The organism is Pseudomonas sp. TZ252 (assembly GCF_056110345.1).
The window spans coordinates 323666-349513 of sequence record NZ_CM148566.1 but is presented as its reverse complement, the minus strand read 5'-3'; the positions used below and the strand labels follow the sequence as shown (position 1 = coordinate 349513).

The following is a 25848-nucleotide window of genomic DNA, read 5'->3' as shown; positions in this document are numbered from 1 at the left end:
CTGGGAGGAAGGGGTGACCCTTCCTCCCTTTTCCCTTTGCGAGGCATGAGAAATGGACGTCGGAAATATCACTTCCCTTTCTACGTTCAAGACCGGCAGGGCCCTGGAGGCCAGCGGCGATATCTTTGCGCCGCGCAGCGCAGCGGATGGCAGCGGCAAACCGTTGCCGGAAGTGACGGCTTCCCGGGAGGCCAGCGAATCTCGCGATGACCTGGGGCTCGCCGTCAGCGACATCCAGTCTTTCGTGCAGAGCGTCAAGCGCAACTTGAACTTCAGCATCGACGACTCCTCTGGCCAGGTCGTGGTCAAGGTGATCGACGGTGACTCGGGCGAAGTCGTGCGGCAAATCCCTTCCGAAGAAGTACTAAAACTTGCCGCCCGGCTCGACGACGTACGCAGTGTCCTGTTCGAAACCCGCGCCTGACGCGCGGGTTGAACGACTTGGCATGGTGCTTGCCCTATCGAAGGGATAGGGCAGTACATGCACGGTTTTTTGACGGAGATGGATTATGGCCGGTATCTCGATAGGAGTAGGCTCGACCGATTACACCGATCTGGTGAACAAGATGGTGAACCTGGAGGGCGCGGCTAAGACCAACCAGCTCGCCACCCTGGAGAAGACCACCACTACTCGTCTCACTGCCCTGGGCCAGTTCAAGAGTGCGATCAGCGCGTTCCAGACGGCGCTCACGGCGCTGAACAGCAATGCTGTGTTCATGGCGCGCACCGCCAAGTCTTCCAACGAAGACATTCTCAAGGCGAGCGCCACCCAGAGCGCGGGGGCTGGCACCTACCAGATCCAGGTCAACAGCCTTGCCACCAGCAGCAAGATTGCCCTCCAGGCCATCGCCGATCCGGCCAATGCCAAGTTCAACAGCGGTACGCTGAACATCTCCGTCGGCGACACCAAGCTGCCGGCGATCACCGTCGACTCCAGCAACAACACGCTGGCCGGCATGCGTGACGCCATCAATCAGGCCGGCAAGGAAGCGGGCGTCAGCGCCACCATCATTACCGACAACTCCGGCTCGCGTCTGGTGCTGAGCAGCACCAAGACCGGCGACGGCAAGGACATCAAGGTCGAGGTCAGCGATGACGGCAGCGGCGGCAATACGTCGCTCAGTCAACTGGCCTTCGATCCCGCGACGGCTCCCAAGCTCAGCGACGGCGCCGCTGCCGGCTACGTGACCAAGGCGGCAAACGGTGAAATCACCGTCGACGGCCTCAAGCGCAGCATCGCCTCCAACAGCGTGAGCGACGTCATTGACGGCGTCAGCTTCGACGTGAAAGCCGTCACCGAAGCCGGCAAGCCGATCACCCTGACTGTTTCCCGGGACGATGCCGGGGTGAAGGACAACGTCAAGAAGTTCGTCGAGGCCTACAACACCCTCACCAAGTTCATCAACGAACAGACCGTGGTGACCAAGGTCGGCGAAGACAAGAATCCGGTCACTGGTGCTCTGCTCGGCGATGCCTCCGTCCGTGCGCTGGTCAACACCATGCGCAGCGAACTGATCGCCTCCAACGAGAACGGCAGCGTACGCAACCTTGCCGCCCTCGGAATCACCACGACCAAGGACGGTACGCTGGAGATCGACGAGAAGAAGCTCGACAAGGCGATCAGCGCCGACTTCGAAGGCGTTGCCAGCTACTTCACCGGCGATACCGGCCTGGCCAAGCGCCTGGGCGATAAGATGAAGCCCTACACCGACGCCCAGGGGATTCTCGACCAGCGCACCACGACCTTGCAGAAGACCCTCAGCAACGTCGACACGCAGAAGGCTGATCTGGCCAAGCGGCTGGCGGCGCTGCAGGAGAAACTGACCACTCAGTTCAACCTGCTTTCCGCGATGCAGGATGAAATGACCAAGCGTCAGAAGAGCATCACGGACAACCTCGCCAGCCTGCCTTACGGCAGCGGCAAGAAGACCTGATCCGCTGGCTGGCGGTGCGGCCCAAGGCCGTATCGCCGGCAAAAAAACCTCCCGCCCACCGTAAAGCTCCCGCGCTCCTTGCCGATAACTTGGTCATAGCGAAGCCCACTGGGAGCGGTCCATGTACGCGATGAAAGCGATGAAGCAATACCAGCAGGTCAGCATCGAGGCTCAGGTTTCCGATGCCAACCCGCACCGTCTGATCCAACTGCTCATGCAGGGTGGTCTGGAGCGTCTGGCCCAGGCGCGTGGTGCGATGGAGCGGGAGCAGATCCCGGAAAAGGGGATCCTGATCGGCAAGGCCATCGGCATCATCGGCGGCCTTCGCGAAGCGCTGGACAGCGAGCGTGGTGGCGAGCTGGCCGGCAATCTGGATCGTCTCTACGAGTACATGATCGCTCGTCTGGTCGAGGCCAATACCAGCAACGATACCAGCCTGCTAGACGAAGTCAGCGCCCTGTTGTTGGAAGTGAAGTCCGGTTGGGACGGTATTTCGCACTGAAAGAGATGTAAAGGGATCGGTTATGAGCCAAGCCACGCAACAACTGGATGAAACCCGACTCGCCCTGGCCGATGCGTTGCAGGCCGGCAACTGGGATGCCATCGGTGAGCTGGATCAGGTCTGTCAGGTCAAGATCGACCAGGCCATGCATGATGACGAGCGCGACGAGCAGGCCTTGCGCGTGAGCCTGGAGCAGTTGCTCAGCTTGTACAACGATATGCTCAGCGCTTGCCGGCAGCAGCGCGAAGCGATCGGTGCGGAGCTGACCGGTCTGCAGCGTGCGAGTAAAGGCGCCAAGGTCTACCAGATGTTCGGATAAGTTTTTCATGGCTTTGTGCCGTTACTTTGGCGCAAGGCTTTTCGGAAAAATTTACATATCCCCCAAAACCCCTGCCAGTACTGCTTTCCATGCGGTCTGTAGGGGTTTTTTATTGCCTCTCCCTGTCGGAAACAGCAAAAAAAACACGCCATAAAATTGACTAATCGTTCACATTTGACTTAACTAGTGGCCAAATGCTGGCTGCTTATTAGAAATAGGCATTAGTCCCAGCCCTCTTTCGGGTCGAGCGAGACCCATTCGATGCAAGGCAGCTGATCAAAATGTGGCGCGAAACCAAACTCTTGCTGATTGACGACAATCTCGATCGCAGTCGCGACCTGGCAGTCATTCTCAACTTCCTCGGCGAAGATCAGCTGACCTGTAACAGCGAGGATTGGCGAGAGGTAGCGGCGGGCCTGAGCAACAGTCGCGAAGCCCTGTGCGTGCTGCTCGGCAGCGTCGAGTCGAAGGGCGGGGCGGTAGAGCTGCTGAAGCAGCTGGCCAGTTGGGACGAGTACCTGCCGATCCTGCTGATCGGCGAGCCGGCCCCGGCCGACTGGCCGGAAGAGCTGCGCCGCCGGGTGCTCGCCAGCCTGGAGATGCCGCCCAGCTACAACAAGCTGCTCGACTCCCTGCATCGCGCCCAGGTCTACCGCGAGATGTACGACCAGGCCCGCGAGCGCGGCCGCTCCCGCGAGCCGAACCTGTTCCGCAGCCTGGTCGGCACCAGCCGGGCGATCCAGCAGGTGCGGCAGATGATGCAGCAGGTCGCCGATACCGATGCCAGCGTGCTGATCCTCGGCGAGTCCGGCACCGGCAAGGAAGTGGTGGCGCGCAACCTGCATTACCATTCCAAGCGCCGCGAGGGGCCCTTCGTCCCGGTGAACTGCGGGGCGATCCCGGCGGAACTGCTGGAAAGCGAATTGTTCGGCCACGAGAAGGGCGCCTTCACCGGTGCCATCACCAGTCGTGCCGGACGTTTCGAGCTGGCCAACGGCGGCACCCTGTTCCTCGACGAGATCGGCGACATGCCGCTGCCGATGCAGGTCAAGCTGCTGCGCGTGCTGCAGGAGCGCACCTTCGAAAGGGTCGGCAGCAACAAGACGCAGAACGTCGACGTGCGGATCATCGCCGCGACCCACAAGAACCTCGAGAAGATGATCGAGGACGGCACTTTCCGCGAAGACCTCTACTACCGCCTCAACGTATTCCCCATCGAGATGGCGCCGCTGCGCGAGCGGGTGGAAGACATCGCCCTGCTGCTCAACGAACTGATCTCGCGGATGGAGCATGAGAAGCGCGGGTCGATCCGCTTCAACTCGGCAGCGATCATGTCGCTCTGCCGCCACGACTGGCCGGGCAACGTCCGCGAACTGGCGAACCTGGTGGAGCGCCTGGCGATCATGCATCCCTACGGGGTGATCGGGGTCGGCGAACTGCCGAAGAAATTCCGCCATGTCGACGACGAGGACGAGCAACTCGCCAGCAGCCTGCGCGAAGAGCTGGAAGAGCGCGCGGCGATCAACGCCGGGCTGCCGGGAATGGACGCGCCGGCGATGCTGCCGGCCGAAGGCCTGGACCTCAAGGACTACCTGGCCAACCTCGAGCAGGGCCTGATCCAGCAGGCCCTCGACGACGCCGGCGGAGTGGTCGCGCGGGCCGCCGAACGCCTGCGCATCCGTCGCACCACGCTGGTGGAGAAGATGCGCAAGTACGGCATGAGCCGGCGCGACGACGACCTGTCGGATGATTGACAGGTCGTTTCGCAACGCTTTGATTTTCAAATGAAAAAAATTTAGGCACGGGTATTGCTATATCTCCGTCGACCGACAGAACCATGACGTCGCGCCGACCGAGAGAAACGCAATGCAACCAGCCCTCCACGCCTTCCCCGAGCAGCCAGCCGATACGGCCGAGGCCACCAGCCGCGCCGGCCTCGAGCAGGCCTTCGCGCTGTTCAACCAGATGTCCAGCCAGCTCAGCGAGTCCTATAGCCTGCTGGAGGAGCGCGTTACCGAGCTGAAAGGGCAACTGGCCCTGGTCAGCGCGCAGCGCATGGAGGAGCTGGCGGAAAAGGAGCGCCTGGCGAACCGCTTGCAGAGCCTGCTCGACCTGCTTCCCGGCGGCGTCATCGTCATCGATGCCCATGGTGTGGTCCGCGAGGCCAACCCGGCGGCCCTGGGCCTGCTTGGCGAACCGTTGGTGGGCATGCTCTGGCGCGAGGTGATCGCCCGCTGCTTCGCTCCGCGCGAGGATGACGGCCACGAGATTTCCCTGCGCGACGGACGTCGCCTGTCCATCGCCACCCGCTCGCTGAACGGCGAACCGGGTCAACTGATCCTGCTCAACGACCTTACCGATACCCGCCGTCTCCAGGAGCAACTGGCGCGCCACGAGCGCCTGTCGGCGCTGGGGCGGATGGTCGCCTCGCTGGCCCACCAGATCCGCACGCCGTTGTCAGCGGCGTTGCTCTATGCCGGGCACCTCAGCGAGCAGGCGCTGCCGACCGACCAGCAGCAACGCTTCGCCGGGCGCCTGAAGGAGCGCCTGCACGAACTGGAGCATCAGGTACGCGACATGCTGGTGTTCGCCCGCGGCGAGCTGCCGCTGACCGACCGGGTGGCGCCGAAGGCGCTGTTCGACAGCCTGCGCGCGGCGGCCGAAGTCCATGTCCAGGGGCTCCAGGTGCGTTGGCAGTGCGAGGCGCGCGGCGGCGAGCTGCTGTGCAATCGCGACACCCTGGTGGGCACCGTGCTCAACCTGGTGGAGAACGCGATCCAGGCCTGCGGGCCCGAACTGCGCCTGAAGGTGCATCTCTATGCCCGCGCCGACAGCCTGCGCCTCAGCGTCAGCGACAACGGACCGGGTATGGACCCGGCGACCCTGGCGCGCCTGGGCGAACCCTTCTTCACCACCAAGACCACCGGTACCGGGCTCGGCCTGGCGGTGGTCAAGGCCGTGGCGCGCGCCCACCAGGGGCAATTGCAGTTGCGCTCTCGGCCGGGGCGCGGCACCTGCGCCACCTTGATCCTGCCGCTGATTCCGGCGGCGCCTCTTTCTGCGATTCAGGAGTAACCCCATGGCAGCCAAAGTCCTGCTGGTCGAAGACGACCGCGCACTACGCGAAGCCCTCAGCGACACCCTGCTGCTGGGCGGTCACGAGTTCGTCGCCGTGGACTCGGCGGAGGCGGCGCTGCCGGTCCTGGCCCGCGAAGCCTTCAGCCTGGTGATCAGCGACGTGAACATGCCGGGCATGGACGGGCACCAGTTGCTCGGCCTGATCCGTACACGCTACCCGCACCTGCCGGTGTTGCTGATGACCGCCTACGGCGCGGTCGATCGCGCCGTCGAGGCGATGCGCCAGGGCGCCGCCGACTACCTGGTCAAGCCGTTCGAGGCGCGGGCGCTGCTCGACCTGGTGGCACGCCATGCGCTGGGCCAGTTGCCGGGCAGCGAGGAGGATGGTCCGGTGGCCCTGGAGCCGGCCAGCCGGCAGTTGCTGGAACTGGCCGCGCGGGTCGCGCGCAGCGATTCCACCGTGCTGATCTCCGGCGAGTCCGGGACCGGCAAGGAAGTCCTGGCCAACTATATCCACCAGCAATCGCCGCGTGCCGGCAAGCCGTTCATCGCGATCAACTGCGCGGCGATCCCGGACAACATGCTCGAGGCCACCCTGTTCGGCCACGAGAAAGGTTCCTTCACCGGCGCCATTGCCGCCCAGCCCGGCAAGTTCGAGCTGGCCGACGGCGGCACCATTCTTCTCGACGAGATATCGGAAATGCCCCTCGGCCTGCAGGCCAAGCTGTTGCGCGTATTGCAGGAGCGCGAGGTGGAGCGGGTCGGTGCGCGCAAACCGATCAACCTGGATATCCGCGTGCTTGCCACGACCAACCGCGACCTCGCGGCGGAAGTCGCGGCGGGGCGTTTCCGCGAGGACCTCTACTATCGCCTGTCGGTCTTCCCGCTGGCCTGGCGGCCGCTGCGCGAACGCCCTGCGGACATCCTGCCGCTGGCCGAGCGTCTGCTGCGCAAGCACAGCCGCAAGATGAACCTCGGCGCGGTGGCGCTCGGCCCCGAGGCCGCCCAGTGCCTGGTCCGGCATGCCTGGCCGGGCAACGTACGGGAACTCGACAACGCCATCCAGCGTGCGTTGATCCTGCAACAGGGCGGCCTGATCCAGCCCGCCGACCTGTGTCTCACCGCGCCGATCGGCATGCCGCTCGCGGCCCCGGTGCCGGTGCCCATGCCGGCAATGCCACCGGCCACCCCGCCGAGCGTCGAGATTCCGTCGCCGGCCGCAGGCCAGGACGCTAGCGGCGCGCTGGGCGACGACCTGCGCCGCCGCGAATTCCAGGTGATCATCGATACCCTGCGCACCGAGCGCGGCCGCCGCAAGGAGGCCGCCGAGCGCCTTGGCATCAGCCCGCGGACCCTGCGCTACAAGCTCGCCCAGATGCGCGACGCGGGGATGGACGTGGAGGCCTATCTCTACGCCATCTGAGGGCTCGCCATGTTCCCCAGGCCCGCCTCGTGCGGGCCTTTTGCGTCCGCCGCCGGTCGTCGCCCGGGGCTGTTCGAGCGTGCGCGCCTGCCGATAACCGGAGCAGGGACGGACCCTGCAGCGGTCGCGGGCATTGGCGGCGAACGCCGATGCCGGGCCTTGGGGTCGACTTGGCACCCTTGTTGCTAACTCCTCTGCAAAGTGCCGGGCGGCGTCAAAAAAGCCGCGGCTGTTGGAGGAAGAGTCATGAGTCAGGGTGTCGAGTTCAATCGTCTGATGCTGGAAATGCGTTCCATGCAAATGGAAGCCATGGCCAAGGCCAAACCGGTTCAGGCGCCGGCCGAAGCGGGGGCGCCGAGCTTTTCGGAAATGCTCTCCCAGGCCGTGGACAAGGTGAACGAGACCCAGCAGGCCTCCACCGCTCTGGCCAACGCCTTCGAGGTCGGCCAGAGCGGCGTCGACCTGACCGACGTGATGATCGCCAGCCAGAAGGCCAGCGTGTCGTTCCAGGCCATGACCCAGGTGCGCAACAAGCTGGTCCAGGCCTACCAAGACATCATGCAGATGCCGGTCTGAGCGGCGCGAGGATAACTAGTTCATGGCCGATGCACTGATCGACAGCCAGGTTCCCGCCAAGAGCGGCGGTGCCGGGATGCTGAAGAAATCCTTCCCGGGACTGTCGTTCCTCGACAACCTTTCCGAGATGACCATGCTGCGCCAGATCGGCCTGCTGGTCGGTCTCGCCGCCAGCGTGGCGATCGGCTTCGCCGTCGTGCTCTGGTCCCAGCAGCCGGACTACAAGCCGCTCTATGGCAGCCTCAACGGGGTCGACGCGAACCGTGTGGTGGAAGCGCTGACCGCGGCGGACATTCCCTACAAGGTCGAACCCAACTCCGGCGCGCTGCTGGTCAAGGCCGACGACCTCGGCCGGGCACGCATGAAGGTGGCCTCCGCCGGCGTGGCGCCGACCGACAACAACGTCGGTTTCGAGATCCTCGACAAGGAACAGGCGCTGGGCACCAGCCAGTTCATGGAAGCCACCAACTACCGCCGCGGCCTGGAAGGCGAGCTGGCGCGCACCGTGTCGAGCCTGAACAACGTCAAGGCCGCCCGCGTGCACCTGGCGATCCCGAAGAGTTCGGTGTTCGTCCGCGACGACCGCAAGCCCAGCGCCTCGGTGCTGGTCGAGCTGTATCCGGGTCGCAGCCTGGAGCCGAGCCAGGTGATGGCGATCGTCAACCTGGTCGCCACCAGTGTGCCGGAGCTGGACAAGTCGCAGGTCACCGTGGTCGACCAGAAGGGCAACCTGCTCTCCGACCAGCAGGAACTCTCCGAGCTGACCATGGCCGGCAAGCAGTTCGACTTCACCCGGCGCATGGAAGGCCTGCTCACCCAGCGCGTGCACAATATCCTGCAACCGGTGCTGGGCAACGGTCGCTACAAGGCCGAGGTGTCCGCCGACGTCGACTTCAGCGCGGTCGAGTCGACCTCGGAGATGTACAACCCGGACCAGCCGGCCCTGCGCAGCGAGCAACGCAACAACGAGGAACGGCAGAATTCGTCCGGCCCGCAGGGCGTGCCGGGGGCGCTGTCGAACCAGCCGCCGGGCCCGGCCAGCGCGCCGCAGCAGGCCACCGCCAGCGCGCCGGCCGACTACGTCGCGCCGGGCCAGCCGCTGAAGGACGCCAACGGCCAGACCATCATCGATCCGAAGACCGGCAAGCCGGAGCTGGCGCCGTACCCGACCGACAAGCGCGACCAGACCACCCGCAACTACGAACTGGACCGCTCGATCAGCTACACCAAGCAGCAGCAGGGGCGCTTGCGCCGACTGTCGGTGGCGGTGGTGCTGGACGACCAGATGAAGGTCGACGCGAAGACCGGCGAGGTCAGCCACCAGCCCTGGAGCGCCGACGAACTGGCGCGCTTCACCCGCCTGGTACAGGACTCGGTGGGCTACGACGCCAGCCGCGGCGACAGCGTCAGCGTGATCAACGCGCCGTTCGCCCCGGCCCAGGCCGAAGAGATCGACAGCATTCCGTTCTACTCGCAGCCGTGGTTCTGGGACATCGTCAAGCAGGTGCTCGGCGTGCTGTTCATCCTGGTCCTGGTGTTCGGCGTGCTGCGTCCGGTGCTGAGCAACATCACCGGCGGCGGCAAGGGCAAGTCGCTGGCCGGCGGCGGCGGTCGCGACGGCGACCTGGCGCTGGGCGAGAGTGGCCTGGAAGGCTCGCTGGCCGACGACCGGGTGAGCATCGGCGGGCCGTCGAGCATCCTCCTGCCGAGCCCCACGGAGGGGTATGATGCGCAATTGAACGCGATCAAGAACCTGGTCGCACAGGACCCGGGCCGCGTCGCCCAGGTCGTGAAAGAGTGGATCAACGCCGATGAGTAAGCGCCATGAGTGAGAATCGTCTCGCCGCCAAACTGACCAAGGTCGACAAGGCCGCCATCCTGCTCCTGTCGCTCGGCGAGACCGACGCGGCGCAGGTGCTGCGGCACATGGGACCGAAAGAGGTGCAGCGGGTCGGCGTGGCCATGGCGTCGATGCGCAACGTGCATCGCGAACAGGTCGAGCAGGTGATGGGCGAGTTCGTCGAAGTGGTCGGCGACCAGACCAGCCTCGGCGTCGGTGCCGACGGCTACATCCGCAAGATGCTCACCCAGGCCCTCGGCGAGGACAAGGCCAACAACCTGATCGACCGCATCCTCCTCGGCGGCAGCACCAGCGGCCTGGACAGCCTGAAGTGGATGGAGCCGCGTGCCGTGGCCGACGTGATCCGTTACGAACACCCGCAGATCCAGGCCATCGTGGTCGCCTACCTCGATCCCGACCAGGCCGCCGAGGTGCTCAGCCATTTCGACCACAAGGTGCGCCTGGATATCGTCCTGCGCGTCTCCTCGCTGAACACCGTGCAGCCCTCGGCGCTGAAGGAACTCAACCTGATCCTGGAGAAGCAGTTCGCCGGCAATTCCAACGCCACCCGCACCACCATGGGCGGGGTCAAGCGCGCGGCGGACATCATGAACTACCTCGACAGCTCCATCGAAGGCCAACTGATGGATTCGATCCGCGAGGTCGACGAAGACCTGTCCGGACAGATCGAGGACCTGATGTTCGTCTTCGACAACCTCGCCGACGTCGACGACCGCGGCATCCAGGCGCTGCTCCGGGAAGTCTCCTCGGACGTACTGGTGCTGGCGCTCAAGGGCTCCGACGAGGCGATCCGCGAGAAGGTCTTCAAGAACATGTCCAAGCGTGCCGCCGAGCTGCTGCGCGACGACCTGGAGGCCAAGGGGCCGGTACGGGTCAGCGAAGTGGAAGGTGCGCAGAAGGAAATCCTCACCATTGCCCGGCGCATGGCCGAGTCCGGCGATATCGTGCTGGGCGGCAAGGGTGGCGAGGAGATGATCTGAGGTGGTCCCCCACGACAAGGACAAAGACAATCCCAGCGAACTGATCCGCGGCAAGGACGTGGCGGCCTTCGGCCTCTGGTCGTTGCCGAGCTTCGACGAGCCGCGCGACGAGCCGGCCGTTGCCGCGCCGCAGGTGCCCGCGGTCGCCGAACCCGCGCCGGCGCCGCCGGCGGTGGAAGAGGTCGAGCTGGAGACCGTCAAGCCGCCGACGCTGGAGGAGATCGAGGCGATCCGCCAGGACGCCTACAACGAAGGCTTCGCCACCGGCGAGCGCGACGGTTTCCACGCCGGCCAGTTGAAGGCGCGGCAGGAAGCCGAGGAGGCGCTGAAGGAGCGTCTGCAAAGTCTCGAGCGTCTGATGACGCAGCTTCTGGAACCCATCGCCGAGCAGGACGCCCTGATCGAGCAGGGCATGGTCAACCTGGTCAACCACGTTGCCCGCCAAGTGATCCAGCGCGAACTGCACATGGACTCCAGCCATGTCCGCCAGGTCCTGCGCGAGGCTCTGAAGCTGCTGCCGATGGGCGCGGCGAACATCCGTATCCATGTCAACCCGCAGGACTTCGAGCGGGTCAAGGCGCTGCGCGAGCGCCACGAAGAGAGCTGGCGGATTCTCGAGGACGATTCGTTGCTGCCCGGCGGCTGCCGCATCGAGACCGAGCACAGTCGCATCGACGCGACCATCGAGACGCGCCTGGCGCAGGCAGTGAAGCAACTGTTCGAGCAACAGCGCGAACAGGCGACCCATCCGCTGGCCAGCGACATCCGGATCGACCTCGACGCCCCCGGAGACGTCGATGCGCCTTGAGCGAACCAGTTTCGCCAGGCGCCTGGAGGGCTACACCGAGGCTGTCTCGCTGCCGGCGCAGCCGGTGGTCGAGGGCCGCCTGCTGCGCATGGTCGGCCTGACCCTCGAAGCCGAAGGCTTGCAGGCCGCGGTCGGCAGCCGCTGCAACGTGATCAACGAAAGCGGCTACCACCCGGTGCAGGTGGAGGCCGAAGTGATGGGCTTTTCCGGTAGCAAGGTGTACCTGATGCCGGTCGGCAGCCTCGCCGGCATCGCGCCTGGCGCGCGGGTCGTGCCGCTGCCGGACACCGGGCGCCTGCCGATGGGCATGTCGATGCTCGGCCGGGTGCTCGATGGCGCCGGCCGCGCCCTCGACGGCAAGGGCGGAATGCGCGCCGAAGACTGGGTGCCGATGGACGGCCCGACGATCAACCCGCTCAAGCGCCACCCGATCAGCGAACCTCTCGACGTCGGCATCCGCTCGATCAATGGCCTGCTCACGGTCGGCCGCGGCCAGCGCCTCGGCCTGTTCGCCGGTACCGGGGTGGGCAAGTCGGTGCTGCTGGGGATGATGACCCGCTTCACCAGGGCCGACATCATCGTCGTCGGTCTGATCGGCGAGCGGGGCCGCGAGGTGAAGGAGTTCATCGACGAGATCCTCGGCGAGGAAGGCCTCAAGCGCTCCGTGGTGGTCGCCTCGCCGGCCGACGACGCGCCGCTGATGCGCCTGCGTGCCGCGCAGTACTGCACGCGGATCGCCGAGTACTTCCGCGACAAGGGCAAGAACGTATTGCTGCTGATGGACTCGCTGACCCGCTACGCCCAGGCCCAGCGCGAGATCGCCCTGGCCATCGGCGAGCCACCGGCGACCAAGGGGTATCCGCCATCGGTGTTCGCCAAGCTGCCGAAGCTGGTGGAACGCGCCGGCAATGCCGAAGCCGGTGGCGGCTCGATCACCGCGTTCTACACCGTGCTCTCCGAGGGCGACGACCAGCAGGACCCGATCGCCGACGCCGCTCGCGGCGTGCTCGACGGGCACTTCGTATTGTCCCGGCGGCTGGCCGAGGAAGGCCACTATCCGGCCATCGATATCGAAGCTTCGATCAGCCGGGTGATGCCGCAGGTGGTCGAGGCCGAGCACCTGCGCGACGCCCAGCGCTTCAAGCAGCTCTGGTCGCGCTACCAGCAGAGTCGCGATCTGATCAGCGTCGGTGCCTACGTGGCCGGCGGCGATCCCGAGACCGACCTGGCCATCGCTCGCTTCCCGGTCATGCGCCAGTTCCTGCGCCAGGGCCTCGACGAAAGCGAAAGCCTGGCGGAAAGCCGTGCGCGGCTGGCGAGCCTGCTCGCCGGCGGGCAGGCCTGAGACGCGCTGAGGCATGGAGAAGCGCGCGGCGCGGCTGGCGCCGGTGGTGGACATGGCCAGCAAGGCCGAGCGGGATGCCGCGACCCAGTTGGGCAGGTGCCAGCAGCAATTGCTCGCGGCACAGCAGAAGCTGGCGGAGCTGGAACGCTACCGCAACGACTACCAGCAGCAATGGATCAGCCAGGGCCAGAAGGGCGTCAGCGGCCAGTGGCTGATGAACTACCAGCGCTTCCTCTCGCAACTGGAGACCGCCGTCGCCCAGCAGGCCAACAGCGTGACCTGGCACCGCGAGGCGGTGGACAAGGCGCGGCTCAACTGGCAGGAGAGATACGCCCGCCTGGAAGGGCTGCGCAAGCTGGTCGAGCGCTACCTGGAAGAGGCGCGCCAGGCCGAGGACAAGCGCGAGCAGAAACAGCTCGACGAACTCGCCCAGCGTACCCGCCGCCAGGACGACTGACGACTCAGAAGAACGGACGCGACGCCTTCAGCATGAATGTGGTGTCGCAGTAGCTGTTGTGTCCCGAGTAGGCGCTGCAATCGCTGCCGGTCAGGCTGGTGCCGCTGTAGGACAGGTTCAGGTCGATGCCCAGCCAGGGCCGCGAGAGGTTCACCGACCAGTCGTTGAAGACGCTCACGTAGCCCCCGCCGCTGAGGCTCGCCGGGTTGTCCAGGCGATGGTTGCCGTACTTCAGGGTGACGTCGAAACCGAACGGCGGGTTGACCCCGAGGTCGGCGAACAGGGTGGTGTCGTTGCGCCCCGGGTCGCTGCTCAGGGCCGCGCCGAGCCGGCTGCCGAAGATCGACAGGCCGCCGTAGAGTTCGGCTGCGTCGTTGGCCGGCTGCTCCGGGCGGCTGTAGCGGATCAGGCCCATTTCGTAGCCCAGGCGGTTGTTCAGCGGGCGCTTGAAGCCGGCGTAGGAGTCGATCTCGGTGGGCTTGCCGGGGTCGAGGTTGGAGGTCCAGTTGCCGATGTACCAGCCACTTTCGTGGCTTAGGTCGAGGCCGCCGTGGAAACTGCCGGAGCTGCCCGGGGTGACCAGGCCCTGGGCCATGCTGCGGGTCGGACTGGTGGCCAGCTTGAGTTCGAAATCGCCCAGGTCGCGGGCCATCACCTGGGCCAGGGCCGAGGAACTGGCGAGCAGGGCACAGGTGAGCACGAGCAGGTGCTTGAGCATGGTTCTCCCCTGGTAATGCGGACAACGGCGCTGCGCCGGTCTTCCCGCACGACGCCAACGGCAAGGCCGCGGCATGGGGCCGGGCGAGGTCGGGCAGGTCGGAAGGGCAGGAAGAGCGGCGAGCTAGAGCGCCACGGACCATCTTAACCAAGGTTCGGGCGGCTGACCGACCGCTCGTCAGGGCCGGCCGATCAATTGTTACCGCAGGCTTTCCGCGAGGCTGGCCAGGCGAATCACTTCCACCCGGTTGCGACCGCTGCTCTTGGCCCGGTAGAGAGCCTGGTCGGCGGCGCTGTAGAGCTGCTCGTAGCTGGCCTGGCCGCCTCCGTCGAGGCTGGCCACGCCGAAGCTGGCGGTCAGGCAGAGCACGCCGTCCTGCGTCGCCAGCGGGGTACCTTCGAGGCGTTCGCGGAGTTTTTCCGCGAGGCTGCGAGCCTGCTGCTCGGCGGTGTCGGGCAGGAGCAGGAGGAATTCTTCCCCGCCCAGGCGCGCCACGCTGTCGCTGCTACGGGTATTGCCGCGCAGCAGGTTGGCGGCATGGCGGATGACCTCGTCGCCGAAGGGGTGCCCATAGCGGTCGTTGATGTACTTGAAGTGATCCAGGTCGACCATCAGCAGGCTCAGCGGCTGCGGTTGGCGAGCGATGCGCGCGAGCTCCATGAGCACCAACTGGTCGAACTCGCGACGATTGAACAGGCCGGTCAGGGGGTCGTGACCGGCCAGGTACTCCAACTGGCGATTCTTCTCCTCCAGCTCCTGCCGCTGCAACTCCAGCTTGCGTTGCTGGCGCAGGTTGCGCACGTGGCCGTGCCAGAGGATCAGCGACAGCAGCAGGCCGAGGCCGAACGCGGTGAGGCCGTTGGCCTGGTTCGACAGGCGCAGTTGCGGGTCGGCCTGGGCGTGGTCCATCGCCACCTCGAAGGCCAGCATCGCCAGACCGTAGAAGGGCACCGCGTAGGCCGGGCGGATCAGGATGAACATGGCGCAGGCGAAACAGGCCAGCAGCAGCGGCGTGATGTTGCTGGTGATGCGCTGGTCGATGCAGGCGATGGCGACGCCGAAGCCTATGATCCCTGCGCCGCCCAGCAGGATCAGCAGGCGCATGCGCCACAGCTTGGGTGGCTGGCGGCGCAGCCATAGCGCGAGCAGGCCGATGCCGCCGAAGAGCAGGGCCATGGCGCCATGGGCGTACATGATTTCCTGGCGCCAGAGCTGATGGCCGAGGTCCGGGCGGAAGTCCTTCAGGGAAAACACCAGGATGTGGATCAGGTTGAAGGGGACGGTCAGCAGCGCGAGGTGGGTCAGACGCGAGAGATTCTCCAGGGCGATGGGAAGGGCCAGGGACGAATTCACCTCGATGGCGTGCTGGATCGATTCGAGCGTCGTTCTGGCCACGTTCTGCGGGTCCGCGTGGGCGCTGTGCCATCACAGCATAGCAGCGTCGCGACGGCCGCCCTATCCGGCTTTCCGGGCCGGTCGTCCGGTTTGCACGGGCGTACCTGGCGCCGCTTTCATTCCGGCAGCCGCTTGGCCAGCAGCAGTGCGACCAGGCCCAGCAGGCTCCAGTACGCGGCCAGCGGCCAGGGACGGTCGAACGGTAGCAGGGTGGACGCGCCCAGTCCGAGGCCGATCAGCAGGTAGTAGGCGAGCCCGAACAGGGCTCCGGCGCGTCCCCGGCAATCGTCGTAGGCGTGCAGCGCCGGACCCAGCAGGTTGGGAATCGCCACGCCGAAGCCGATGAAGATCGGCAGGGCTGGCAGCGCCCAGTACAGGCCTTCGGCGTATCCGACGGCGGCCAACAGCGTCTGCGCTGTCGCGCCGGCGGCCGCCAGCGCCAGGCCCAGGCGTACCCGGCGAGCGCTGTTCCAGGTGCGCGGCAGGCGTCGGTTGAGCAAGGCGCCGAGGCTCCCGGCAATGGCGATGGCCAGGCCGATCCAGCCGAAGCCCAGGCCGGGCAGGTCGCCGACCATGAACGGCCCGGCGGCGTAGAAGGAGAACACCAGCACATTGAGCACCGCCACCAGCAGTGCGCGCGTTTGTAGCGGGCGGTCGGCCAGGACCCGTCGGAAGATCGCCAGGGTCGCGGGCTCGGGCGTGCCCGCCAGCAGCGGACGGGTTTCCGGCCAGGCCGGGACGACCAGCGCCGCCAGCGAGGCGAGCAGCACCGCCAGGGTGGCGAACACCGCCGGGTGCCCGCCGAGGTCGGCCAGCCACTGGCCGCCGAGGGGGCCGACTGCCGGCGACCAGGCCAGCACCGCGCCGAGCGTGACGAAATAGCTCATCAACGCCGGGCCTTGCAGCACATCGCGCAGGCTGGCCTGCACCGTCACCGAGCAGGTCGCCAGGCCGAGGCCCTGGACCAGGCGACAGGCAAGCAGGTAGGAATAGTCGGTACTGGCCCAGGCACCGAAGGTCGCCAGGGCCGCCAGGCCGAGCCCGCCGAGCAGAGCCGGGCGCCGGCCGAGGCGGTCGGCCAGCCAGCCCCAGAGCCAGATGCCGGGGGCGAAACCGACGAAGAACAGCGCCATGGTCCACTGGCTGGTAGCGTCGTCCAGTCGCCAGTGGCTGGCCAGGGCCGGCAGCGCGGGGGAAAGGATGGTTTCGGCGACTTGCGGCAGGGCTAGCAGGGCGAGCACCAGCAGCAGGGGAGGGCGAGGACGGTCAGGCATGATGGCTCCGGAAAAAAGAGCCAAGCCTAGGCCGCCTGCGCCTGGCAGAATGCTGCGGTCAGGACGGAAAACATCGCGAAGAGGACAAGGTGCCGCGCTATCCCTACGAACGGGTCGAGGATCCCGATCTCGCCCGCTGCCCGGTGGTCGGCCTCGAGGTCGACAGCACCGGCCACCGCAGCGACTGGCATTGCCACCGGCGCGCGCAGTTGCTGTACATGGCGGCCGGTAGCGTCACGCTGTATTTCGCCGAGCGCATTTGCCAATTGACGCCGCTCCAGGCCGCCTGGCTGCCGGCCGGCGTGCCGCATCGCACGGTCCTGCACGGGCGCTTCGCCTACCGTAGCCTGTACTTCGAACCCTCGGCGTTCGCCGAGCTACCGGACAGCGTCCAGGTCCTCGAGGTCGGGCCGCTAATGCGCGAACTGATCCTGCGCATGACCGGCTGGGCAGCCGACTTGCAATTGGAAGGGCCGCACCTGACGCTGTTGCGCGCACTGTTCGATGAACTGGCGAGCGCGCCGGCACACGCCGCGAGCCTGCCGATGCCGCGCGATGCGCGGGCGCTGAAGGTGGCCGAGGCGCTGCTGGCGCAACCCGCGCTGGACTGGAGCATCGAGGCATGGGGGCGCGAGGTCGGCGCCAGTGGGCGGACCCTGGCGCGTCTGTTCACCGAGCAGACCGGCCTGGGTTTCTCCCGCTGGCGAACCCAGGCGCGCTTGTTCGAAGCGCGGAGACGCCTGGCCGAAGGCCGCTCGGTGACCGAGGTCGCCCACGCCCTGGGCTACGCCAGCGACAGCGCGTTCATCGCCATGTACCGGCGGGTCTGCGGGCAGTCGCCGGGGCGCGCCCTGCGTGGTCTCGAATGAGCGCTCAGAAGCGTTCGTGGAGGCCGAGGTAGCGCCATTCGCCGAGCGGTAGCCTGGCCAGCGACAGCGCGCCGATGCGCAGGCGGCGGATGCTCCGCACTTCCAGCCCCTCGCTTTCGCACATGAAGCGCAACTGGCCGGGCAGCACGTCTTTGAGGGCGAAGCGCAGGTGGCTTTCGTTCTGCCAACTGACCTTGCACGGCGATAGCCTGCGGCCCTGGTAGGCGAGGCCGTGGCGCAGGCGCTCGAGGCCGCCGGCGGCCAGGTCGCCGGCGACCTCGACCAGGTATTCCTGCTCCAGCCGTGCACCGTCGTCCACCAGCTTGCGCAGTACGCTGTGCTGCTGGCTGAACACCACCAGCCCCGAAGCCTCGCTGTCCAGCGCAAGGGTGGGACGCTGGCGGGCGAAGTGTTTTTTCAGCGCTCGCAAGGGACTGGGGTCATCGCTCCAGCGCCGCCCCGCAGCGAGCAGGCCTTCGAAATCGTCGTGGCGCCAGCCGGCCGGCTTGTGCAACAGCAGGGTGGCCGGTTCAATCGTTTCCGCGCGGGCGCCCGGCAGCAGCTCCACGCGCTGGTCGAGCACCTTGAACTGTGGCTCCTCGATCACTTCGCCGTCGACGCTGACCCAGCCGCCCTCGATGTACAGCTCGGCTTCGCGGCGCGAGCAGGCGGTGAGTTCGGCGAGGCGTTTGGACAGGCGAATCGGGTCGGTCATGGCGAGGCTACTGGAATGAAAGACCGCCAGTTTACTCGTTGTGGCGATGGGCGCCGAGGAATGATTCGGCGCCCGCTCGGTCCCAACTTAAGGAACCGGAGAGGAGACCCTCATGCAGTCACGCCTGATCGATGGCCTGGAATGGGACCTGGACGAGGATGGCAGCGGCGGCCTGTGCAACGTCCATGGCGACAAGGTCCATCTGCGCCAGGGCGACATGGACGGCGCCTGCGGGCCCTACTGCCTGGTCATGGCGATGCTGGTCCGCGGCCAACTGCGCCGGCGCCAGGCCAAGGGCCTGGAGCGGGTCGACAGTCGCAGTCGCTACGGGCGCCTGATGAAGGCGCTGGACCAGCACGGCCCGCTGCTGCGCGTCGGCACCACCGGCGTCGACCTGCTGGAGCTGCTGGCCGAGATCAACGATACCGAGCATTTCGCCCTCAAGGGCGAGGGGCGCAGGTTGGTCCGGCACACCCGCGAATACCTGGAGGCCGGCTTTCCGGTAGTACTCGGTTTCCACGGCCGCAAGGGCAGCGATATCCGCCACTGGGGCCTGGCCATCGGCATGAGCGAGCGCGCCTTCCTGCTCCTCGACCCGGCCCACGACCTGCCGCGCGGGCAGGCCTGGAACGCGGTGATCACCAGCGAGGCGCATGGTTCCCGGTTCGGCTATCGCTATATCAATGCCAAGGGCACCTGGGCGGTGACTCTCAAGGAAATGGTCGCCTTGCTTTGAGGGGTGGGTTTGTTACAGCCCGTGTGCGGACCGCCAGGCGCGGCGGATCTGCGACTAGAGTGGTGTTTTTCGCTTGGGGAAGGAGAGAACGCATGCCGGGCCTGTCTTTGAATGCCATCCTGCTGAGCGCCGTCGCGCTGCTCGCTCCGTCGGTCGAGGCGGTGGACGCCGGTCGCCACGACAGCGAGCTGGGCGCCGTCGAGGTCACCCCGGTGGTTGGCGGTCTGGCCTATCCCTGGGCCGTCGCCTTCCTGCCGGACAACCAGGGCATATTGGTCACCGAGCGGCCCGGCAGCTTGCGTTTCGTCAGTCCCGAGGGACAGTTGTCGGCGCCGCTGGAAGGCGTACCCAGGGTCTTCGCCAGCGGCCAGGGGGGACTGCTCGACGTCGCCTTGTCGCCGGGGTTCGCCGAGGACCGGCTGGTCTACCTGACCTATGCCGAGGCCGGCGAGGACGGCCGCGCCGGAACGGCGGCGGGACGTGGCCGGTTATCGGCGGACAAGCGACGGCTGGAGGGCTTCCACGTGATCTTCCGGCAGTTGCCGAAGCTTTCCAGCGGCCATCACTTCGGCTCGCGCCTGGTCTTCGACGGCAAGGGCCACCTGTTCATCGCCCTCGGCGAGAACAACCAGCGCAGCACCTCGCAGGACCTGGACAAGTTGCAGGGCAAGGTCGTCCGCCTGTATCCGGACGGCGGCGTTCCCAAGGACAATCCCTTCGTCGGCCGTACCGACGCGCGGCCGGAGATCTGGAGCTATGGCCACCGCAACCAGCAGGGCGCCGCGCTGAATCCCTGGACCGGCCGGCTCTGGACCCACGAGCACGGCCCGCGCGGCGGCGACGAGATCAACATACCCCAGGCCGGCGGGAACTACGGCTGGCCGCTGGCGACCCATGGAATCAACTACACCCTGCTGCCGATCCCCGAAGCCAGGGGCAAGGCCGTCGAAGGTACCGAGGCGCCGCACCATGTCTGGGAGAAGTCGCCGGCGATCAGCGGCATGGCGTTCTACGATGCGCAGCGCTTCCCGGCCTGGCAGCATAATTTGTTCATCGGCGCGCTGGCGACGCAGGAACTGATCCGCCTGCAACTGGATGGCGACCGGATCGTCCACGAAGAGCGCCTGCTGGGCGATCTCGGGGTGCGCATCCGCGACGTGCGGCAGGGCCCGGACGGCTATCTCTACCTGCTCACCGACCAGAAGGACGGGCAATTGCTGCGCCTGGGGTTGGCGCGCTAGCCTTCAGCCTTGGTTGCGCTTGAGCTGGACGTAGAGCGCCTCGACCTTTTCCCGGGCCCAGGGCGTCTTGCGCAGGAAGGCGAGGCTGGACTTGATGCTCGGGTCGTTCCTGAAACAACGAATGTCGACCCGTTTGCCAAGCTCCGCCCAGCCGTGGTGGGCGACCAGTTCGGTGAGCAGTTTTTCCAGGGTGACGCCGTGCAATGGATCGGGATGGCCAGGCATGAAGGGCTCGGGATTCAGGCAATGAAAAAGGGGATGGAGCGTGGCACATCTGCGTGCCGGCCTGCCATCCCCTTCGTAGTCCCCGGCGAGGGGCGGGCGTTCAGCGCTTCTTGCTGATGGTGATCTGCCGCGACGGGCCGTAGACCTGGCCGCTGACGCCCTTGGCGATCTTCTGGATCTCGCCGCCGGCCTGGAGGAAGGCGGCGACCTGCGCTTCGATGGACTCGCGGGTTTCGACCGCGGGAGCCGGCTTGGCGGCTTTCGGCGCGACGGTTTTCTTCATGATGGCCATATCCGGGGACCTGTCTCTGCATTAAATATGGCCGTTCATTATAACCGAAGCGGCGTTTTATTTCATCTTGAATATTGTCGATCAGATTTCGGACGTAACCTGCTGTTTTCTATAAAGTCCGTTAGGCAATACCCGAGCGAGGCGCTGCGGCATTGGCGAGCCGGCGGCGAACTGCTCGAGGTCTCCGCGGCTGGATGTTCCGCCGATCCCGGGCGACGCAGGATACCGCCAGGTGGATAACTCCCTTCGCGCATCCCGGCATGAATTCCAATGTTTGCATTAGTTGATGCGAGAAAGTTCTCCGGGCCTCTATCTCACCTATATCGAGAATAATGAAAAGTTCACGATTAGTTATCGGCTAAGTTGCCCGGATATATACGTCGATATCATCGCGCTGCCGGCCGGGGCATGCATCGCCTCGCTGCGTTCCCGGTGCTAACCTGCGGAACCCCAGCCGCCGAGCGAGCGCCGCATGCCAGCCATTCTCTCCTCCCGCCAACGTATCGCCCTGCGCCTGGCCTGGCGCTTCATGGCGCCTTACCGCTGGCGCATGCTCGGGGCCCTGGTGGCGTTGCTGTTCACCGCGGCGATCACCCTGTCCCTGGGCCAGGGCATCCGCCTGCTGGTGGACCAGGGGTTCCTCACCGCCTCGCCCGAATTGCTCAATCGCTACATCCTGCTGTTCTTCGTGCTGGTGCTCGGCCTGGCCGTGGGCACCTTCGTGCGCTTCTACCTGGTGTCCTGGATCGGCGAGCGCTTCGTCGCCGATATCCGCAAGCGCGTGTTCGACCACCTGATCGAGTTGCATCCCGGTTTCTACGAAACCAACCGTAGCTCCGAGATCCAGTCGCGCCTGACCGCCGACACTACGCTGCTGCAGACGGTGATCGGTTCCTCGCTGTCGATGGCCCTGCGCAATGCCCTGATGCTGGTCGGCGGGGTGCTGCTGATGTTCGTCACCAACGCCAAGCTGACCAGCATCGTGGTGCTGGCGTTGCCGCTGGTGATCGCCCCGATCCTGCTGTTCGGCCGCCGCGTGCGCAGCCTGTCGCGGGAAAGCCAGGACCGGGTGGCCGACGTCGGCAGCTACGTCGGTGAAACCCTCGGTCAGATCAAGACCGTGCAGGCCTACAACCACCAGGCGCAGGATCGCCAGCGCTTCGCCGGCACCGTCGAACGCGCCTTCGACACCGCGCGCAAGCGCATCGCCCAGCGCGCCTGGCTGATCACCGTGGTGATCGTGCTGGTGCTCGGCGCGGTCGGCGTCATGCTCTGGGTCGGCGGCCGCGACGTGATCGCCGGCAGCATCTCGGCCGGCGAACTGGCCGCGTTCGTCTTCTACAGCCTGATCGTCGGCATGGCCTTCGGCACCCTCAGCGAGGTGATCGGCGAATTGCAGCGCGCCGCCGGCGCCGCAGAGCGCATCGCCGAGCTGCTCAGGGCGCGCAGCGAGATCCGCCCGCCAGCGCAACCACGCAAGCTGGCGGCACGGGTGAGCGGGAGGATCGAATTGCAGGCGGTGCGCTTCGCCTATCCGACCCGTCCCGAACACTGGGCCATCGACGACATCAGCCTGGCCGTCGAACCGGGGGAAACCCTGGCCCTGGTCGGACCTTCCGGTGCCGGCAAGTCGACCCTGTTCGATCTGCTCCTGCGTTTCTTCGATCCGCAGCAGGGACGGCTGCTGCTGGACGGACAGCCGATCGTTGAACTGGACCCGGCCGACTTGCGCCGCAGCTTTGCCCTGGTGTCGCAGAACCCCGCGCTGTTCTTCGGCAGCGTCGAGGAAAACATCCGCTACGGCCGTCCGCATGCCAGCGCCGCCGAGGTCGAGGCCGCAGCGCGTCGCGCATGCCCACGAGTTCATCCTGGGTCTGCCGCAGGGCTACGCCACCCACCTGGGCGAGGGCGGCATCGGCCTGTCCGGCGGCCAGCGCCAGCGCCTGGCGATCGCCCGGGCGTTGCTGGTAGACGCGCCGGTGCTGCTGCTCGACGAGGCGACCAGCGCCCTGGATGCGGAAAGCGAGCACCTGATCCAGCAGGCCCTGCCAGGCCTGATGAGCGGACGTACCACCCTGGTGATCGCCCATCGCCTGGCCACGGTGCAGAGCGCCGACCGCATCGCGGTGATCGACCAGGGGCGGCTGGTGGCCATTGGTAGCCATGCCCGGCTGATCGCCGAGAACCCGCTCTATGCGCGCCTGGCGGAACTGCAGTTCGCTGCCGGCGGACGCTAGCTTCAGAGCGGCTTGTCGATGCCCGCGTACTGCTTGTCCAGCTCGTCGATACGCTGCGCGTAGGCACGGGAGAGGCAGTCGGTGTCGCCACCGCAGCGCCGGCGCTCACGCAGCCAGTCCTGCTGCCGGTCCTGCATGGTGCCGCGGCCGCCCATGGCGAACAGGCCGCGGAGGAAGTGGTACTTGACGCTCATCTCGACGTCCTTGTCGTTCAGCGCCCGGTTCGCGCAGATGGCCTTTTCGTCCGCTCGCTCAGCCTTTTCGCAATCGAAGCTGGCCGCTTCGGCCAGGGGCGCCAGCAGGAGTCCGCCGAGGGCGAGGAATGCCAGGTGCTTCATGCCGTTCTCCGTTTCGCCTGGTTGCTTGCGAATCTTCGACGCCAGCGACGGCGCTGGGTTCAGCGGGGAGCGCGCGGCGGCCGGGCGGGCCGCTCCGGCGCGGTCAGTGCGAAAGGATCAGGGCCTTCTGCTCGGGGATGACGGTGCGCTCCCGAGGGGCGTCCGCGCGTTCCGCTTCCTCGGTTTCGGGGCGGTTGGCGAACAGGCTTTTCAGGGTGCTCAGCAGCGGCTGTTCCTTCGCCGCTTCGGCGACCTGGCTGCGGCTTTCCACGGGTTCCGGGTTGGCCGCCGTGACCACGTGGAAGTCGCTGATCTCGATGATCCCGCGGCCCTCGGCGAGCAAGTGGAAGGAGAAGGCCTTGCGCGCTTCCGGGTTGTCGAAGGTGAAGCTCATGTCCAGCGGCTTGCCTTTGAGCAGACGCGGGATGTCCGGTACCGGTATGGGAACGTCGCGTTCGAACTCCTTGGTCTTCAGCGTCACCCGGGCGCCGTTGCGGTCCATCTGCAAGGCGCGGATCTTCAGGGTGACCGTGGTCCTGCTGTTCTTCGGCATCTCCAGGTATTGCGCGCCGATCAGGTTGTCGGTCCAGTCGTTGTGGGTTTCCGGCTTCAGGCGGATGCGTTCGTGGGTGGCGAACTGGAACTCCTGGCCCAACTGGCCTGCCTGTTGCACGGAGTGGTCGAGGACGGCGGCGCGCTGGCTGACCAGGCGTGCCTGGCGTCCGCTGAAGCGACCGAGGAACTCGGCTTCGTCGGCGATGAAGCCCTCGCTGCGGTAGCGCCGGCAGACCTGCTGGAAATCGCACTCGACGAAGGTGGCCTTGCCGTCGTGGTGGCGCAGCATGCCGTTGGTGTAGGACATCATTTCGCGACCGCTGGCGTAGTCGCGGAACAGCGAGCGCCCGGAAATCCCCGCCGGCACGCGGTAGCCGAAATAGTCGAGGACGGACGCGGCGAGGTCGACGTGGCCGTAGACGCCGCTCTTGATCGGCGGCAGCGCCGCCTGTTCCGGTGCCAGCACCAGGTTGAAGCCCCAGGCCGAGGCGAGGCGCACCTGGTCGACACCGTGGGATTCGTCGGAAGTGAGCACCACCAGGGTGTCGCGCAACACGCCCTGTTTCTCCAGGTCGGCGAGGAAGGCGCCGATCGCGTCGTCGAGATAGGCCACCGCGGCCTGCTTGGCGTTCGGGTAGCGGGCCAGGTAGTCGGCAGGCGCCGAGTAGGGCTGGTGGGTGCCGACGGTGAGCAGGGTCAGCATCCAGGGTTTCTTCTGCTGGCGCAGCTGCTTCACGTAGGTCGCGGCGCCCTCGAAGAAGGCCTTGTCGTCCATGCCCCAGGGAAACTCCAGGTAGGACGTGTTGCGGAACCAGTCGCGCCCGAGGGTCTTGTCGAAGCCCATCTGCGGCATGACCTTGTCCTTGGCCATGAAGCGCAGGCCGGCACCCTGCAGGAAGTGCGTGCTGAAACCGTGCTGGCGCAGCTGGGCGGGCAGGCACTCCCTGGCCCGGGCCGGGTTGTTCAGCAGCTCGACGCCCTTCGGCGTGCCCGAGTCGAGCTTGCTGTAGTCGCCGCAGAGCATGGCGTAGAGGCCGCGGATGGTCTGGTGGCTGTGCAGCACGTAGTCCGGGGTGGTCATCGCCCGTTCGGCCCAGCCACTCAGCCGGGGCATCGGCGCTTCGTGGTAGCTGCTGTTGATGGCGGCGCGGTTGGCGGCGATATACGCGCCAGGGATTCCCTCCATTGCCACGATCAGGACGTTGCGCGCGCGTCCTCCGCCGGCCAGCAGCGGCGTTCCGGAAAGATCGAGTTGGTTGAGCCCGGCGACGTCCGGCGGGGTGTCCGGACGGTCGCCGGCGAGCCAGTCTTCGACCGCCAGTTGGCCACTGCTGAGCGCGCTGGCCAGCAACTTGTGCGGCAGGTTGTACTGCTGCCACTGGTCGGCATCGCTCGGACGCAGGTATTGCAGGCCGACATGCGCCGCCAGGAACGCCGCCGGCAGCGCGTAGGCATAGCGCGGCAGGCGCGGACCGCGGCGACGCCAGAGCAGCACGCAAAGCAATGTCGCGCCGCCGAGGCCGAGCGCCAGTGGCAGGTGGGCGAGGCCGCCGCCCTGGGTGGAGCTGCTGACGAACTGCGGATCCAGCAGGTACTTGAGGTCGGAAGGCTCCGGCATGCGCCCGACCGCGCCGACCAGTTCGGCATTGCCGATCAGGAACAGGCACCAGAGCAGCATGACCGGGAGCGCGAACCACAGGGAGCGTCGATGCAGGAGCAGCACCAGCAGGCTGCCGAGGGCCAGGTCCGAGAGATAGCCGAACGGCGTCGACCAGCCGAGCCAGTAGCGGCCGGCGAGGGGAACGACCAGGAACAGCGCGGCCAGCGCCAGAAGCGAGCCGCAAGATGAGAGCCAACGGCTGAGTGGACGCACAGGAACTCCTGATGAGCGGCAGCGAGAATCCTTGATAAGGATGTTCCAAAAAAGTCTTTAGGGTTCACGATTTTGAAACATCGTTGTGCTTACTGCC

General features: G+C 66.5%; 24 protein-coding genes and 1 pseudogene. 17 read left to right on the top strand and 8 right to left on the bottom strand.

Annotation, left to right across the window (positions count from 1 at the left end; genetic code table 11):
• Nucleotides 1-52: 52 nt before the first annotated feature.
• The 13 genes from ACYAF3_RS01640 to fliJ all read left to right on the top strand — a co-directional run bounded on the left by ACYAF3_RS01640 (nt 53) and on the right by fliJ (nt 13283).
• A complete protein-coding gene (locus ACYAF3_RS01640) occupies nt 53-424 on the top strand; it encodes a flagellar protein FlaG (protein WP_241382627.1) in 372 nt (123 codons plus the stop codon).
• 85 nt (nt 425-509) lie between these two features.
• The gene (fliD, locus tag ACYAF3_RS01635; protein WP_023120799.1) at nt 510-1934 is read left to right on the top strand and encodes a flagellar filament capping protein FliD; all 1425 of its coding nucleotides are present in this window, start codon (nt 510-512) and stop codon (nt 1932-1934) included.
• 121 nt (nt 1935-2055) lie between these two features.
• On the top strand, nt 2056-2436 hold the full coding sequence (gene fliS / locus ACYAF3_RS01630) for a flagellar export chaperone FliS (protein WP_003082192.1): 381 nt from the start codon (nt 2056-2058) through the stop codon (nt 2434-2436).
• A gap of 22 nt (nt 2437-2458) precedes the next feature.
• The gene (gene fleP, locus ACYAF3_RS01625; RefSeq protein WP_003082194.1) at nt 2459-2755 is read left to right on the top strand and encodes a pili length/flagellar attachment protein FleP; all 297 of its coding nucleotides are present in this window, start codon (nt 2459-2461) and stop codon (nt 2753-2755) included.
• Between the two features lie 281 nt (nt 2756-3036).
• A complete protein-coding gene (gene fleQ / locus ACYAF3_RS01620) occupies nt 3037-4509 on the top strand; it encodes a transcriptional regulator FleQ (RefSeq protein ID WP_003086448.1) in 1473 nt (490 codons plus the stop codon).
• Between the two features lie 112 nt (nt 4510-4621).
• Nucleotides 4622-5830 (top strand): sensor histidine kinase FleS, encoded by a 1209-nt coding sequence (gene fleS, locus ACYAF3_RS01615; RefSeq protein WP_003082199.1) that lies wholly within the window; start codon nt 4622-4624, stop codon nt 5828-5830.
• A 4-nt stretch (nt 5831-5834) separates the two neighbouring features.
• Nucleotides 5835-7256, top strand: coding sequence for a sigma-54-dependent response regulator transcription factor FleR (gene fleR, locus ACYAF3_RS01610; RefSeq protein ID WP_003082202.1), 1422 nt, complete (start codon nt 5835-5837; stop codon nt 7254-7256).
• 246 nt (nt 7257-7502) lie between these two features.
• Entirely contained in the window at nt 7503-7832 is a 330-nt protein-coding gene (gene fliE, locus ACYAF3_RS01605) for a flagellar hook-basal body complex protein FliE (RefSeq protein ID WP_028681282.1), read from the top strand.
• Between the two features lie 22 nt (nt 7833-7854).
• Nucleotides 7855-9651 (top strand): flagellar basal-body MS-ring/collar protein FliF, encoded by a 1797-nt coding sequence (gene fliF / locus ACYAF3_RS01600; RefSeq protein ID WP_003109118.1) that lies wholly within the window; start codon nt 7855-7857, stop codon nt 9649-9651.
• Nucleotides 9652-9656: 5 nt separating this feature from the next.
• Nucleotides 9657-10673 (top strand): flagellar motor switch protein FliG, encoded by a 1017-nt coding sequence (gene fliG, locus ACYAF3_RS01595; RefSeq protein WP_003082212.1) that lies wholly within the window; start codon nt 9657-9659, stop codon nt 10671-10673.
• A gap of 1 nt (nt 10674) precedes the next feature.
• The gene (gene fliH / locus ACYAF3_RS01590) at nt 10675-11481 is read left to right on the top strand and encodes a flagellar assembly protein FliH (RefSeq protein ID WP_003082217.1); all 807 of its coding nucleotides are present in this window, start codon (nt 10675-10677) and stop codon (nt 11479-11481) included.
• Complete coding sequence (fliI, locus tag ACYAF3_RS01585) at nt 11471-12826, top strand: flagellar protein export ATPase FliI (RefSeq protein ID WP_003086458.1); 1356 nt, start codon at nt 11471-11473, stop codon at nt 12824-12826. Before fliH ends, fliI begins: the two co-directional genes overlap by 11 nt.
• A gap of 13 nt (nt 12827-12839) precedes the next feature.
• Nucleotides 12840-13283: a flagellar export protein FliJ gene (gene fliJ, locus ACYAF3_RS01580; protein WP_003082220.1), complete on the top strand. Its 444-nt coding sequence runs from the start codon at nt 12840-12842 to the stop codon at nt 13281-13283.
• Nucleotides 13284-13287: 4 nt separating this feature from the next.
• On the opposite strand, the gene ACYAF3_RS01575 is transcribed toward fliJ, so the two are convergent.
• The 3 genes from ACYAF3_RS01575 to ACYAF3_RS01565 all read right to left on the bottom strand — a co-directional run bounded on the left by ACYAF3_RS01575 (nt 13288) and on the right by ACYAF3_RS01565 (nt 16670).
• On the bottom strand, nt 13288-14001 hold the full coding sequence (locus ACYAF3_RS01575) for a TorF family putative porin (RefSeq protein WP_003086461.1): 714 nt from the start codon (nt 13999-14001) through the stop codon (nt 13288-13290).
• A gap of 198 nt (nt 14002-14199) precedes the next feature.
• A complete protein-coding gene (gene roeA, locus ACYAF3_RS01570; RefSeq protein ID WP_003082226.1) occupies nt 14200-15396 on the bottom strand; it encodes a diguanylate cyclase RoeA in 1197 nt (398 codons plus the stop codon).
• Between the two features lie 116 nt (nt 15397-15512).
• The gene (locus ACYAF3_RS01565) at nt 15513-16670 is read right to left on the bottom strand and encodes a multidrug effflux MFS transporter (protein WP_003158219.1); all 1158 of its coding nucleotides are present in this window, start codon (nt 16668-16670) and stop codon (nt 15513-15515) included.
• A gap of 89 nt (nt 16671-16759) precedes the next feature.
• On the opposite strand from ACYAF3_RS01565, the gene ACYAF3_RS01560 reads away from it, so the two are divergent.
• The gene (locus ACYAF3_RS01560) at nt 16760-17539 is read left to right on the top strand and encodes an AraC family transcriptional regulator (RefSeq protein WP_003082235.1); all 780 of its coding nucleotides are present in this window, start codon (nt 16760-16762) and stop codon (nt 17537-17539) included.
• A gap of 4 nt (nt 17540-17543) precedes the next feature.
• On the opposite strand, the gene ACYAF3_RS01555 is transcribed toward ACYAF3_RS01560, so the two are convergent.
• Nucleotides 17544-18254 carry an rRNA pseudouridine synthase gene (locus ACYAF3_RS01555; protein WP_016851889.1) on the bottom strand — a complete coding sequence of 237 codons (711 nt, stop codon included), beginning with the start codon at nt 18252-18254 and terminating at the stop codon, nt 17544-17546.
• A 112-nt stretch (nt 18255-18366) separates the two neighbouring features.
• Between ACYAF3_RS01555 and hcuA the strand changes: the two genes are divergently transcribed.
• Both hcuA and hcuB read left to right on the top strand, forming a co-directional pair.
• The gene (gene hcuA / locus ACYAF3_RS01550; protein ID WP_003082239.1) at nt 18367-18990 is read left to right on the top strand and encodes a hydrophobic compound transporter HcuA; all 624 of its coding nucleotides are present in this window, start codon (nt 18367-18369) and stop codon (nt 18988-18990) included.
• A 92-nt stretch (nt 18991-19082) separates the two neighbouring features.
• On the top strand, nt 19083-20231 hold the full coding sequence (hcuB, locus tag ACYAF3_RS01545; RefSeq protein WP_003159764.1) for a hydrophobic compound transporter HcuB: 1149 nt from the start codon (nt 19083-19085) through the stop codon (nt 20229-20231).
• Between the two features lie 3 nt (nt 20232-20234).
• Here the strand turns inward: hcuB and ACYAF3_RS01540 are convergent, their stop codons facing one another.
• Both ACYAF3_RS01540 and ACYAF3_RS01535 read right to left on the bottom strand, forming a co-directional pair.
• Nucleotides 20235-20456 (bottom strand): VF530 family protein, encoded by a 222-nt coding sequence (locus ACYAF3_RS01540; RefSeq protein WP_003082243.1) that lies wholly within the window; start codon nt 20454-20456, stop codon nt 20235-20237.
• 100 nt (nt 20457-20556) lie between these two features.
• Nucleotides 20557-20748, bottom strand: a complete 192-nt coding sequence (locus tag ACYAF3_RS01535; protein ID WP_003109112.1) for a hypothetical protein — start codon at nt 20746-20748, stop codon at nt 20557-20559.
• Nucleotides 20749-21220: 472 nt separating this feature from the next.
• Between ACYAF3_RS01535 and hcuC the strand changes: the two are divergent.
• A pseudogene (gene hcuC, locus ACYAF3_RS01530) lies at nt 21221-22985 on the top strand (hydrophobic compound transporter HcuC).
• A gap of 2 nt (nt 22986-22987) precedes the next feature.
• Here hcuC and ACYAF3_RS01525 read toward each other — a convergent pair.
• Nucleotides 22988-23323: a lysozyme inhibitor LprI family protein gene (locus ACYAF3_RS01525; protein WP_049243872.1), complete on the bottom strand. Its 336-nt coding sequence runs from the start codon at nt 23321-23323 to the stop codon at nt 22988-22990.
• A 103-nt stretch (nt 23324-23426) separates the two neighbouring features.
• Complete coding sequence (locus ACYAF3_RS01520; protein ID WP_003109109.1) at nt 23427-25751, bottom strand: LTA synthase family protein; 2325 nt, start codon at nt 25749-25751, stop codon at nt 23427-23429.
• Nucleotides 25752-25848 lie beyond the last annotated feature (97 nt).